This window comes from Delftia tsuruhatensis, assembly GCF_903815225.1.
Taxonomy (GTDB): domain Bacteria; phylum Pseudomonadota; class Gammaproteobacteria; order Burkholderiales; family Burkholderiaceae_C; genus Comamonas; species Comamonas tsuruhatensis_A.
Genome location: NZ_LR813084.1, coordinates 1,943,457 through 1,956,411, shown reverse-complemented (window position 1 = coordinate 1,956,411; position 12,955 = coordinate 1,943,457). Strand labels below are relative to the sequence as shown.

The 12,955-nt window shown below is 65.9% G+C and carries 8 protein-coding genes; 3 read left to right on the top strand and 5 right to left on the bottom strand.

Going from position 1 to position 12,955, the window contains the following annotated elements; genetic code table 11:
* Window positions 1–34: 34 nt before the first annotated feature.
* Window positions 35–1,075, bottom strand: coding sequence for a phosphate ABC transporter substrate-binding protein PstS (gene pstS, locus L1Z78_RS08785; protein WP_234641143.1), 1,041 nt, complete (start codon window positions 1,073–1,075; stop codon window positions 35–37).
* Between the two features lie 243 nt (window positions 1,076–1,318).
* On the opposite strand from pstS, the gene L1Z78_RS08780 reads away from it, so the two are divergent.
* Complete coding sequence (locus L1Z78_RS08780) at window positions 1,319–2,803, top strand: Ppx/GppA phosphatase family protein (protein ID WP_234641142.1); 1,485 nt, start codon at window positions 1,319–1,321, stop codon at window positions 2,801–2,803.
* Window positions 2,804–2,903: 100 nt separating this feature from the next.
* On the opposite strand, the gene ppk1 is transcribed toward L1Z78_RS08780, so the two are convergent.
* Window positions 2,904–5,324 (bottom strand): polyphosphate kinase 1, encoded by a 2,421-nt coding sequence (gene ppk1 / locus L1Z78_RS08775; protein WP_234641141.1) that lies wholly within the window; start codon window positions 5,322–5,324, stop codon window positions 2,904–2,906.
* Between the two features lie 242 nt (window positions 5,325–5,566).
* On the opposite strand from ppk1, the gene L1Z78_RS08770 reads away from it, so the two are divergent.
* Both L1Z78_RS08770 and L1Z78_RS08765 read left to right on the top strand, forming a co-directional pair.
* Window positions 5,567–6,556, top strand: a complete 990-nt coding sequence (locus L1Z78_RS08770) for a Ppx/GppA family phosphatase (RefSeq protein WP_234641140.1) — start codon at window positions 5,567–5,569, stop codon at window positions 6,554–6,556.
* A gap of 111 nt (window positions 6,557–6,667) precedes the next feature.
* Window positions 6,668–8,521 (top strand): EAL domain-containing protein, encoded by a 1,854-nt coding sequence (locus L1Z78_RS08765; protein ID WP_234641139.1) that lies wholly within the window; start codon window positions 6,668–6,670, stop codon window positions 8,519–8,521.
* A gap of 20 nt (window positions 8,522–8,541) precedes the next feature.
* Here L1Z78_RS08765 and glmM read toward each other — a convergent pair whose 3' ends face one another.
* The 3 genes from glmM to ftsH all read right to left on the bottom strand — a co-directional run bounded on the left by glmM (window position 8,542) and on the right by ftsH (window position 12,806).
* Window positions 8,542–9,888, bottom strand: a complete 1,347-nt coding sequence (gene glmM / locus L1Z78_RS08760; protein ID WP_234641138.1) for a phosphoglucosamine mutase — start codon at window positions 9,886–9,888, stop codon at window positions 8,542–8,544.
* A gap of 20 nt (window positions 9,889–9,908) precedes the next feature.
* On the bottom strand, window positions 9,909–10,745 hold the full coding sequence (gene folP / locus L1Z78_RS08755; RefSeq protein ID WP_234641137.1) for a dihydropteroate synthase: 837 nt from the start codon (window positions 10,743–10,745) through the stop codon (window positions 9,909–9,911).
* 135 nt (window positions 10,746–10,880) lie between these two features.
* Complete coding sequence (gene ftsH / locus L1Z78_RS08750) at window positions 10,881–12,806, bottom strand: ATP-dependent zinc metalloprotease FtsH (RefSeq protein WP_234641136.1); 1,926 nt, start codon at window positions 12,804–12,806, stop codon at window positions 10,881–10,883.
* Window positions 12,807–12,955 lie beyond the last annotated feature (149 nt).

Genomic DNA, 12,955 nt, shown 5'->3' with positions numbered 1-12,955 from the left:
CTGCCGGCGGCGCGCCATGGCCCTTGTTCAGGGTTTACTTCAGGGAGATCGTGGTGCCGGAGCCGTCCTTGATCTGGCCCCAGGATTGGAAGATCACGTTCTTGACGGCGTCGGGCATGGGCACGTAGTCCAGGTCGGCGGCGGTCTTGTCGCCGGACTTGTACGCCCACTCGAAGAACTTCAGGGAAGCCGCTGCCTGGGCGGGCTTGTCCTGGGCCTTGTGCATGATGATGAAGGTGGCCGAGGTGATGGGCCATGCATCCTTGCCAGGCTGGTTGGTCAGGATCTGGTAGAAGCTCTTGGACCAGTCGGCGCCGGCAGCCGCTGCCTTGAAGGTGGCGTCGTCAGGCGAGACGAAGGCGCCGCCAGCGGTCTGCAGCTGGGTGTAGGTCAGCTTGTTCTGCTTGACGTAGGCGTACTCGACATAGCCGATCGAGTTGGGCAGACGACCCACGAAGGCGGCCACGCCCTCGTTGCCCTTGCCGCCGGCGCCCGTGGGCCAGTTCACGGCCTTGCCTTCGCCCACCTTTTCCTTCCACTCGGCATTGACCTTGGACAGGTAGTTGGTGAAGCCGAAGGTCGTGCCCGAGCCGTCGGCCCGGCGCACGGGGGCGATGGTGGCGTCAGGCAGCTCCACGCCGGGGTTCAGGGCCTTGATGGCAGCGTCATTCCACTTGGTGATCTTGCCCAGGTAGATGTCGCCCAGGACCTGACCGGTCAGCTTCAGCTGGCCGGGCTGGATACCCTTGATGTTGACCACGGGCACGATGCCGCCGATCACGGTGGGGAATTGCACCAGGCCCTTCTTGGCCAGCTCGTCGTCCTTGAGCGGCTCATCGGAGGCACCGAAGTCCACGGTCTTGGCTTCGATCTGCTTGATGCCGGCGCTGGAGCCCACGGACTGGTAGTTGATCTTCACGCCCGTGGCCTTGTGGTAGTCGGCGGCCCACTTGGAGTACAGGGGCGCCGGGAAGCTGGCGCCTGCGCCCGTGGCTTCCTGCTGTGCCAGGGCCTGGCCCAGGCCGCCAGCCGACAGGGCACCAGCCACCAGAATGTGAATCACAGACAACTTCATGTACAGACCTCTTGGGGTTGAAAGATGCGATGGCTGGACTGTAAGAAGGCTTTATGACACGGATGTGACATCGAAAAATTACGTCACAAACGGCGTTGCGTCGACTGTAAGACCCCAGTCATTGCAGTGTCACAATTTCGTCTTAGTCTTGTGCGTCGCACGAGCCGGCACCAGACGGGTGCACCCCTGCCGATGGCGGGCATGCACACTCCCGCTCGACGAATCTTGATTGGCGTTTCTTTCATGGCACCAGAATCCCTGCTCGCCGCCGTTGACCTCGGATCCAACAGCTTTCGCCTCGAAATCGGGCGTGTCGGCAGCCACCAGCGCATAGAGCGCGTGGAGTACCTCAAGGAGACGGTGCGCCAAGGCAACGGACTCAACGAGCACAATGAACTGACCCAGGAGGCCATGCAGCGCGGCTGGGACTGCCTGGCCCGCTTCGGGGAGCGCCTGGCCGGCTTCTCGCCCGAGCAGGTGCGAGCCGTGGCCACGCAGACCCTGCGCGAGGCACGCAACCGAGACATCTTCATTGCCCGCGGCAACACCCTGCTGGGCTTTCCCATCGAAGTCATCTCGGGCGAAGAAGAGGCGCGGCTGATCTACCGTGGCGTCTCCAGCCTGCTGCCGCCTTCGCCCCAGCGCCGGCTGGTGGTGGACATCGGCGGACGCTCCACCGAGGTCATCATCGGCCACCATGGCGAGGCACGCCAGGTGGCCTCCTATCCCATCGGCAGCGTGGCCTGGAGCACGCAGTTCTTTGCCGACGGCGTGCTGTCGCGCGCGCACTTCTCGGCCGCCATCAAGGCCGCCCAGGCCGCGCTGGCCCAGACCGTGTCGGCCTACCCCGGTACCGCCTGGGACTGCGCCTATGCCTCGTCCGGCACGGCCAATGCCGTCGGCGACATCCTGGCCGCCAACGGGCATTCAGCCCGGATGATCACTCCCGGCAGCCTGCGCTGGCTGCACGAGCAACTGATGGAGGCCGGACATGTGGACCGCATCCGCCTGGCCGGCCTCAAGGAAGACCGCCGCGCCGTCATCGCAGGCGGCCTGAGCATACTGATCGCCGCCCTGGGCCTGCTGGGGATCAGCGAACTCGAAGTGGCGCAGGGCGCCCTGCGCCAGGGAGCCCTGCACGACCTGCTGGAGCATGAACCGCCCGCCGACCGGGAGGCCACGGAAATTGCCGCACTGCAGTTGGACTTCGGCATCGACACGGCCCATGCCCAACGCGTGCGCGAGGTCGCGCACTGGGCATGGCAGTCCCTCCAGATCGGGTCGACGCCCGACGCCCTGGCCACCCATGCCCTGGATACGGCGGCAAGCCTCCACGAAATCGGCATGCGCATCTCCTTGAGCGGCTATCACCGCCACGGGGCCTACATCACCGAGCACTGCAGCACGGCCACCTGGCCGCTGGAGCTGCGCACGCGCATCACCCAGCTGGTGCTGGGCCACCAGGGCAAGCTGCGCAAGCTCGAGGACGCCATCGAGGATCCCGCCGTGGCCTGGCCCCTGCTGGCACTGCGCCTGGCCGTGCAGCTGTGCCATGCCCGACGCCTGCCCGACCTGCAGGGCATGCGCCTGCACCGCTCGGACGCCGTCTTTCACCTGACCGCGCCGAAGGGCTGGGCCGGCAGCTACCCGCAATCGGCACAACTGCTGCGCACCGAGGCCGTGGCCTGGCAGAAGACGCCCTGGAGCCTGCAACTGCACCTGCACTGACCTCGCACCCAGTCCAGCCGAAAGGCCCTGTCCGCACATTCACCAGCAGGGCCTTCGCCCATCGCCTCGTCGCCCGGGCGCCAGCAGTGCACCCGGTGGCTCAGGCCCTCGGCCCGTAGCGCTCCATCAGGGCACGCTGCGCACCCAGGCCGGAGGTCGGCAACGGCGCTCGATGGTAGGCGCCATCGGCTTCCAGCGTCCAGGCATCCCGGTTGTCATGCAGATAGGCGACCAGGCACTCGTCGATCACCTGCTGGCGCAATGCCGGATCACGCACGGGCCAAGCCAGCTCCACGCGGCGCATCATGTTGCGGTTCATCCAGTCGGCACTGGACAGCAGCAGTTCCTGCTGCCTGCCCCAGGCGAAGTAGAAGACGCGCGAGTGCTCGAGAAAACGGCCGATCACCGAGCGCACGCGGATATTGTCGGTCCAGCCCCTGCGCTGGGGCGGCAGCATGCAGGCGCTGCGCACGATGAGGTCGATGCGCGCCCCCTGCTGGCCTGCCCGCACCAGGGCCTGCATCAACTGCTCATCGGTCAGTGCGTTCATCTTCAGCACGATACGCGCCTCCTCGCCCCGCGCCGCCGCCTCGCCCACCCGGGCGATCAGCGCCAGCAGGCGATCGTGCAACTGGAACGGCGCGATCACCAACTGGTGCAGCCTGGGCAGACGGTTGTGGCTGGACAGATGGCTGAACACGGCATCCATGTCCGCCGTGATCTGCGCATCGCAGGTCAGTTGGCTGATGTCCGTGTACAGGCGCGCCGTGCGCACGTTGTAGTTGCCCGTGGAAAGATGTCCGTAGCGCTTGAGCTGGCCGCTGCGCTTTTCCCGGCGCGTGATGAGCAGCATCTTGGCGTGCGTCTTGAGGCCCAGCACGCCATAGACCACCTGCGCACCCAGCGCCTCCAGCTTCTCGGCGGAATTGATGTTGGCCTCCTCGTCGAAGCGCGCCTTGAGCTCCAGCACGGCCAGCACCTCCTTGCCCCGGCGCACGGCCTCGGCCAGCAGTTGCATGATCTCGGAGTCCGATCCCGTGCGATAGATGGTCTGCTTGATGGCCAGCACCTCGGGGTCGTTGACGGCTTCGCGCAGCAGCTCCAGCACACCATCGAAGCTCTCGAAGGGCTGGTGGATCAGCACGTCGCGCTTGCGCATCTGGGCCATCACCGAGCGACCCGCCTGCAACTGGTGCGGCCAGGCGGGGCGCCACGGCGGAAACAGCAGCGCAGGGTCATCCACCAGATCCACCAACTGGGATTGGCGCACCAGATTCACGGGGCCCTTGACACGGAACAGCGCCTCGGCCGGCAAGCCGAACTGCCCCAGCAGCAGGTCGGAGAGCATGGGCGAGCAGGCAAAGGAGACCTCCAGCCGCACGGCCTGGCCATAGTGGCGGTGGTGCAGCCCCTGGCGCAAGGCCATGCGCAGGTCGCTGACATCGTCTTCGTCCACCGCCAGGTCCGAATGCCGCGTGACACGGAACTGCGCGAACTCCGCCACCTCGCGCCCCGGAAACAGCTCGGCCAGATGGGCGCGCACGATGCTGGAGATGCTCACGAACAGGCGCTGCCTGCCCGCGATCTTCTCTGGCAGACGCACCAGGCGCGGCAAGGCGCGCGGCACCTTGACGATGGCCACCTCGTTGGCGCGCCCGAAGGCATCGACCCCCTTGAGGCGAACGATGAAATTCAGCGCCTTGTTGGCCACCTGGGGAAACGGATGGGACGGATCCAGCCCGACGGGCATCAACAGGGGCTGGACTTCGCGCAGGAAATACTCGCGGACCCATTTGCGCTGGGCTGCGCTGCGCTCGCCATGGGAGACCACGCGGATGCCCTGGCCGGCAAAGGCGGGCATCAGCGACTGGTTGTACAGCGCATACTGGCGGGCCACCAGTCCGTGGGCTTTGTCCATCAGGGAGCGAAAGCTCTGGAGCGTGTACGGCCCCTTGGCGTCACCCGCCTTGGCCGCCGTCACATGCGGGGCGCAACGTACCTCGAACCACTCATCGAGGTTGGACGAGACGATGCAAAGGAAGCGCAGCCGCTCCAGCAAGGGGACGTCCTCGCGCACGGCCCAGTCCAGCACCCTTTCGTTGAAGGCCAGAATGCAATGGTCACGGTCAAGAAACTGCTGCTGCACGTCATCGCTTTCCGCTGTGGCGCCCAGGCCAGTGTATGCCGCAGCCAGCGCATGCGCGGGCAGCACGGCCCCAGGCCCCGCCGTGGCCTGCGCATGCAGCTCCTGCAAGGCAGCGGACAGGCTCTTGCCCAGCGGTATCAGGGGAGCATCCTGGGAAGCAGGCGTTGCTGCCTCCCGGGCCATGCCCAGCGAAGCAGGACCTCCAGGCGCCCGGCGCGGTTCTTGTTCTGGACCGGCGGCCGCTTGGGGGTCGCCACCGGGATTCGGCGTGAATGTCTGAGGCATGGAGGCTGGAGCCCGGCCTGCACCGGACCCGGTAATCACCCCGCGAACCGCGGGTGCAGGCAGTCTGACGCCTGTTTGTGACATGTTCATGACATCAAGCCTTCCTCTCCATGACAGCCGTCACATGGCTGTGGCTGCAGCTTCGCCTCGGAACCAGGGAGTCGGTCATGCAATCGACACGCTTTCTTCACATTCTCGCTGGTCCGGTCCTGCGGGAAACCCGCCGAAACACTTCAGGCTGTCTTGCCAGGGTGCTAAGCTTGCCCTCCTGCCACGGATACCGTGGGCGGCGGCAAGCCTGCCACCGCCGCCGCGGCATTCCTCGTTTGCGCATGCCTCCTCTCTCCCCCTCCGACAATCGCCTGGCCGCCATCGATATCGGCTCCAACAGCTGCCTGCTGGCCATGGCCCGCAGTGATGGCACGCGGGTGCAACTGCTCAGCCACCGCAAGGAGGCCATACGTCTGGGAAGCGCCCTGGATGCCGAAGGGATGTTGAGCCTGGAAGCCATGCAGCGGGGCTGGGCATGCCTGGAGCGCTATGCGCAGGTGTTGGGCGATCTGCCGCGCCATCGGGTACGCGCCGTGGCCACCCAGACGTTGAGGGAGGCGGCGAACCGCCAGATCTTCCTGGTCCGGGGGCAGCACATCCTGGGATGTGCCATCGAAGTCATCGATGGAGAAGAGGAGGCACGCCTGATCTACCGGGGTGTTGCCCAGACACTGCCCAGCAGACAGCAACGGCGCCTGGTCGTGGACATCGGCGGTCGCTCGACGGAGCTGTGCCTGGGGCAGCAGCGGCAGGTGCTCCAGGCACGCTCCTTCGCATTCGGCAGCGTGACCTGGGCGATGCGGCACTTCGCCAGTGGAGAGCTGTCGGCCCAGGCCATGGCGCAAGCCGAGTCTGCCGTGGCACAGATGCTCGCCCCCCAGGCCCTGCTGTTCGCCGCCAGCCAGTGGGACCACGCCTATGGTTCCTCTGGAACGGCCGGCGCCATCGTCAAGGTGCTGGCCCATGCGCCGAATGCGGCTACGGGCTGGATCACGCGGGAAGGCCTGGACTGGCTGCACGCGCAGCTGCTGCGCGCGGGCCATGTCGACCGGGTGAACATGGACGGCCTCAAGGAAGAGTTGCGGCCCATGATCGGCGGCGGAGTGAGCGTGATGCGCGCCATCTTCTCCTGCCTGGGCATAGAGCGCATGCGTGTGACGCACGGCGCCTTGCGCCATGGCGTGCTCTATGAACTGGCGCAGCGGCTGGACATCCAGGCCAGGAGCCCCAGCCAGGAAGCAAGCATCCGCAAGAACCCTGCCGGCGCCTGATGCCCCATGGGCTTGCGCCCACCGGGCAAACGCCCAAAGGGCATTTTTCGTCGAGTGCTACACTTTGTAAGTTTTTCTTCCTTTTCCTTCACCACCGTCCACCGTTTCGCCATGTCCTCGCCGACGATTGCGTACGACTCTGTGCTCGAACGTCCGTCTTCGATGATGGCGGCGTCCCTGCAGCGCAGCCTGCGCGAACAGCAGGCCCTGCTCGACAACGCCGGCGTCGGCATCGTCTTCATCCGCCAGCGCGTCATCGTCCGCTGCAACCAATGCTATGCCGACATCTTCGGGTATCCCGGGGAACACGCGCTGGTCGGAATGAACAGCGAGCACCTGCACCCCAGCCGCGACGAATTGCGCAGCCTGGGCCGGGAGGCCTACCGGACACTGAGCGCAGGCCTGTCCTTCCGCACCCAGCGCCGCCTGCGCCGCAGGGACGGCAGCCTGTTCTGGGGCGAGCTCACGGGACGCCTCATCAATCCCGCAGATGCGCGCGAGGGCTCCATCTGGATCGTCAGCGACATCGATGAGCGCCTGCGCGCCCAACAGGCCCTGAGCCAGGCCCACGAACTGCTCGAGCAGCAGGTGCGCGACCGCACGCGCGAACTCAGCGCCACGGTGGAGAACCTGCACCGGGAGATCGCCGACCGCAAGCTGGACCAGGAGCGCATCTACTGGATGGCGCACTACGACGCGCTCACCGGCCTGCCCAACCGCACGCTGCTGGCCGAGCGCAGTGCGCGCGCGATCGAACTGGCCAAGGCCAACGACACGCCGCTGGCCGTGATGTTCCTGGACCTGGACCACTTCAAGCATGTCAATGACTCGCTGGGCCATCGCGTGGGTGACGCCCTGCTGGTGGAGATCGCACGCCGCCTGCGCGCCGTGGTGCGCGACCGCGATACCGTGGCACGCATCGGCGGCGACGAGTTCGTGCTGTTGCTGCCCGGAGCCAACGCCCAGGGCGCGGCCCGTGTGGCCGGCAAGTTGCAGGAGGCCTCGCGCCAGGCCTACCAGATCGACCGCCATGAGCTGACCATTGCCCCGTCCATGGGCATTGCCCTGTACCCGCGCGACGGCCATGACATCGATTCGCTGACGCAGGCCGCGGACGCGGCCATGTACCACGCCAAGCAGGCAGGCCGCAACACCTACCGCTTCTTCACCCCCCAGATGCAGGCCCAGTCGCTGCGGGCCCTGCAACTGGAAAACGCGCTGCGCCGCGCACTGGAACGCAATCAGCTGTACCTGCACTACCAGCCACAGATCACGCTGAGCACGGGACGCGTGCGCAGCGTGGAGGCCCTGCTGCGCTGGGAGCACCCCGAACTCGGCTCCGTCTCGCCCGCCGAGTTCATCCCGGTGGCCGAGGACAGCGGCCAGATCCTGCAGATCGGCGAATGGGTGCTTCGCAGCGCCATGAAGCAGTTGCAGGCATGGCGCAACGCAGGCCTGCACGACCTCAAGGTCGCCGTGAATCTTTCAGCCATACAGTTTCACCAGCAGCAACTTCCCGAGATCATCAATCGCATCCTGCTGGACAGCGACCTGCCTGCCGATTCGCTGGAGCTGGAGCTCACCGAGGGAGTCGCCATCCACGATCCGCACCAGGCCACGGCCACCATGGACCGGCTGCGCGAGCACGGCGTGCGCCTGGCCATGGATGACTTCGGCACCGGCTACTCCTCCCTGAGCCAGCTCAAGCGCTTCCAGATCTACAAGCTCAAGATCGACCAGTCCTTCATCCAGGACCTGGACCACGACAGCAACGACCGCGCCATCGTCAGCGCCATCATCCGCATGGCCCAGGCCCTGGGCATGCAGACCACGGCCGAGGGCGTGGAAACCGAGGCCCAGTTGCAATTCCTGCGTGAGCAGGGCTGCGACGAGGCCCAGGGCTACCACTTCAGCCGCCCCCTGGCCCCCGATGCGCTGGAGGCGTTCCTGCGCAGCCAGGCCTGAGCCAGAGGCGCTTTTCCGCCTCAGGCCACCACCGGGGAATTCTTCGCCACGCTGGCCAGCCGTTCGGCACAGCGGCTGGCCTGGTCGCCATCGCGCGCTTCCACCATCACACGCAGCAGCGGCTCCGTGCCGCTGGCACGGATCAGCACGCGGCCCGCATCGCCCAGCTCGGCCTCGACCGCCTGCGTGGCCTGTTGCAGCGATGCGTTGCGCTTCCAGTCCTGCCCGGGTTGCAGCCGCACATTGAGCAGCACCTGAGGAAACAATTGCACCGATGACAGCCACTGCGCAAGGCCCTTGCCCGAACGCACACAGGCCTGCAGCACCTGCAGCGCGCTGACCAGGCCATCGCCCGTGGTGTGCTTGTCCAGCGCCAGCAGATGGCCGGAGCCCTCCCCGCCCAACGTCCAGCCCTGGCGGTGAAGCTCCTCCAGCACATAGCGGTCGCCGACCTTGGCACGCACAAAGCCAACGCCCTGGGATTTCAGTGCCACCTCCACCGCCATGTTGGTCATCAGCGTGCCCACGGCACCGGCAACCGCTTCTCCGCGCGCAAGCCGGTCGGCCACCATCAGATACAGCAGCTCATCGCCGTTGTAGAGACGCCCTGCCGCATCCACCAGCAGCAGCCGGTCGGCATCGCCATCGAGCGCCACGCCGAAATCGGCACGGTTGGCGCGTACCGCCATGACCAGTGCCTCGGGATGGGTGGCACCCACCCCTTCATTGATGTTCAGGCCGTCGGGCGTGCAGCCTATGGCCACCACGTCGGCCCCCAGCTCATGGAAGACCTTGGGCGCAATCTGGTAGGCCGCGCCATGGGCCGCATCGACCACGATCTTCACCCCCTTGAGCGTGAGTGCATGGTCGAAGGTGCTCTTGCAGAACTCGATATAGCGACCCGCAGCATCGTCCAGGCGCCGCGCCTTGCCCAGCGCGGCGGAGTCCGCCCACACGGGGTCCTCGGCCAGTGCATGCTCGACCTCCTCCTCCCAGGCGTCGGGCAGCTTGGTGCCCTGGGCGCTGAAGAACTTGATGCCGTTGTCGTAGTAGGGGTTGTGGCTGGCGCTGATGACCACGCCCAGGCTGGCACGCTGGGCCCGCGTCAGATAGGCCACGCCCGGCGTGGGCAGGGGGCCCAGCAGCATCACATCCACTCCGGCCGAATTGAACCCGGACTCCAGCGCGCTCTCCAGCATGTAGCCTGAGATCCGCGTGTCCTTGCCGATCAGCACCAGGGGGCGGCTTTCCTTGCGCCGCAGCACACGGCCCACGGCATGCGCCAGGCGCAGCGCGAAGTCTGGGGTGATGGGCGAACGGCCGACCAGGCCGCGAATGCCGTCGGTGCCGAAGTATGTGCGTGCCATAGTGCTCCTTGTCGTGTCTTCTATGCGTTGTCCTGCATGGTCTGCCAGACCGCCAATGCTGCCACCGTATCGGCCACGTCGTGCACACGCACCACGCGCGCGCCGCGCTCTACGGCCAGCAGTGCCGCGGCCACGCTGGGCACCATGCGCTGCCCCTGCGGCAGGCCGCTGACCTGGCCCAGAGAACCCTTGCGCGACCAGCCGGCCAGCAGCGGGAAGTCTAGGCCCAGCAGTTCCAGCTGGCGTGCAAGCAGCGAAAAATTCTGTGCCACGCTCTTGCCGAAGCCGATGCCATAGTCCCAGACGATGCGCTCGCGTGCCACGCCCAGGGCCAGCAGTGCATCGCTGCGGCCTTGCAGGAAATCGCGCACGACAGGCACGGCGTCGCCCCGCATGGGACTGGCCTGCATGTCCTGCGGCGTGCCATGCATGTGCATCAGGCAGATGCCGCAGTTCGGATGCGCGGCCACCACCTGCTGCGCACCCGGCTGGCGCAGCGCCCAGATGTCGTTGACGATGTCGGCACCCAGATCAAGCACGGCCTGCATGACTTCGGGCTTGTAGGTATCGACCGAGACCGCAACGCCCAGTTGCACGGCGCCGCGCACCACGGGCAGCACGCGCCGCAACTCCTCATCCAGCGGCACGGCGGGCGACCCGGGCCGGGTGGATTCGCCGCCGATGTCCAGGATATGGGCACCTTCGCCGACCAGTTGCTCGGCATGGCGCAGGGCCTGTTGCGCAGTCGCGTGCCGCCCGCCATCGGAGAACGAATCAGGCGTCACGTTGACGATGCCCATGACCAAAGGACGCGCCAGGTCCAGAACAAAGCGGGAAGTCTGCCATTGATGCGGCATGGAATCTCCTGGAAATCTGCGCCCACGCGGCCCGGGTACAGCACGCACCGGCGCGCGCGATTGAATGGTTTGTCGAAAGCAAAAGGGCCCCTCAGGGCCCTTCGTGCGGGACTGCCCGTCCCTGCGGCAAGCGGATCAGGCCGTGGTGGGCGCGGGATCGGCGTCCACTGCGGGCGTTCCGCCGGAAGAGTTGCCACCATCGGAGGAGGACGGCGGATTGCGCGGCACCCAGTCCTTGGGCGGACGCGGCTCGCGACCGGCCATGATGTCGTCAAGCTGCTCTGCATCGATGGTTTCCCAGTCGAGCATGGCCTTGGCCATGGCGTGCATCTTGTCCGAGTTGTCCTCGATCAGCTTGCGCGCCAGCGCGTACTGCTCGTCGATGATGCGGCGCACTTCCTGGTCAACCTTCTGCATGGTCTGCTCGCTGACGTTGTTGGTCTTCGTCATGGAGCGACCCAGGAAAGGCTCGCCTTCCTGCTCCGCATAGACCATGGGGCCCAGCGCATCGGTCATGCCATAACGGGTGACCATGTCGCGCGCGATCTGCGTGGCGCGCTCGAAGTCGTTGCTCGCGCCCGTGGTCATCTGGTTCATGAACACTTCTTCGGCGATGCGGCCACCGAACAACATGGCGATCTGGTTGAGCATGAACTCCTTGTCATAGGAGTAGCGGTCCTTCTCGGGCAGGCTCATGGTCACGCCCAGGGCACGACCGCGCGGGATGATGGTGACCTTGTGCACGGGGTCGCACTTGGGCAGCAGCTTGCCGATCAGCGCGTGGCCGGCCTCATGGTAGGCCGTGTTGCGGCGCTCCTCCTCGGGCATGACCATGGTCTTGCGCTCGGGGCCCATGATGATCTTGTCCTTGGCCTTCTCGAAGTCCTGCATCTCCACGGTGCGCGCATTGCGGCGTGCAGCCATCAGGGCCGCCTCGTTGCAGAGGTTGGCAAGATCGGCCCCCGACATGCCGGGCGTGCCACGCGCGATGATGGCGGCGTTCACGTCCTGGCCCACGGGGATCTTGCGCATGTGGACATTGAGAATCTGCTCGCGGCCACGGATATCGGGCAACGTGACATACACTTGGCGGTCGAAGCGTCCAGGGCGCAGCAGGGCCGCATCCAGGATGTCGGGGCGGTTGGTCGCCGCCACGACGATCACGCCGAGGTTGGTCTCGAAGCCATCCATCTCCACCAGCATCTGGTTCAAAGTCTGCTCGCGCTCATCATTGCCGCCGCCCAGGCCCGCGCCACGCTGGCGCCCCACGGCATCGATTTCATCGATGAAGATGATGCAGGGAGCGTTCTTCTTGGCATTCTCGAACATGTCGCGCACACGGGCGGCGCCCACGCCGACGAACATTTCCACGAAGTCCGAGCCCGAGATGCTGAAGAACGGCACCTTGGCCTCGCCGGCAATGGACTTGGCCAGCAGCGTCTTGCCAGTGCCAGGAGGACCGACCAGCAACAGGCCGCGCGGAATGCGACCGCCCAGCTTCTGAAACTTGTTGGGGTCCTTGAGGAAGTCCACGACCTCCTTGACCTCCTCCTTGGCTTCGTCGCATCCGGCGACATCGGCGAAGGTCACGGTGTTGTTGTTCTCGTCGAGCATGCGCGCCTTGCTCTTGCCGAAGCTGAAGGCACCGCCCTTGCCGCCACCCTGCATCTGACGCATGAAGTAGACCCACACGCCGATCAACAGCAGCATGGGGCCCCAACTGACGAGCAGCGTCATCAGCACCGAGCCCTCCTCGCGCGGCTTGACGTCGAACTTGACGTTGTTGTTGATCAGGTCGCCCACCAGGCCGCGATCCAGATAGGTGGCCGTGGTGCGCACCTTGCGGTCGTCGTTGGTCGTGGCCACGATCTCGGTACCGCCGGGGCCTTCCTGGATGGTGGCGCTCTTGATGCGATTGCTCCGCACCTCCTCCAGGAACTCGGAGTAGCCGAGATGGGACGCGCCAGCGCCGCCGCGGGTGTCAAACTGTTTGAACACCGTAAACAGCACCATGGCGATGACCAGCCAGACGGCAATTTTTGAAAACCACTGATTGTTCAAGCGGGGCTCCAATGGGAATACAGAGAAAAGGGCTTGCAGCGTGCTCGAAGCCTATCTGCGGTCCATTTTAGGTGTTTCAAGCTGGCTGGTCGCCTATATCCCTCTATAGCAGCCATAGCTTGAAAGCGGTCTTGACCCGCATCAAGCAC

Coding starts and splice junctions, on each gene's coding strand:
- ppk1 (WP_234641141.1), bottom strand. CDS start 5,324: ATGAACATGTCACAAACAGGCGTCAGACTGCCTGCACCCGCGGTTCGC.
- pstS (WP_234641143.1), bottom strand. CDS start 1,075: ATGAAGTTGTCTGTGATTCACATTCTGGTGGCTGGTGCCCTGTCGGCT.
- L1Z78_RS08765 (WP_234641139.1), top strand. CDS start 6,668: ATGTCCTCGCCGACGATTGCGTACGACTCTGTGCTCGAACGTCCGTCT.
- L1Z78_RS08770 (WP_234641140.1), top strand. CDS start 5,567: ATGCCTCCTCTCTCCCCCTCCGACAATCGCCTGGCCGCCATCGATATC.
- glmM (WP_234641138.1), bottom strand. CDS start 9,888: ATGGCACGCACATACTTCGGCACCGACGGCATTCGCGGCCTGGTCGGC.
- folP (WP_234641137.1), bottom strand. CDS start 10,745: ATGCCGCATCAATGGCAGACTTCCCGCTTTGTTCTGGACCTGGCGCGT.
- L1Z78_RS08780 (WP_234641142.1), top strand. CDS start 1,319: ATGGCACCAGAATCCCTGCTCGCCGCCGTTGACCTCGGATCCAACAGC.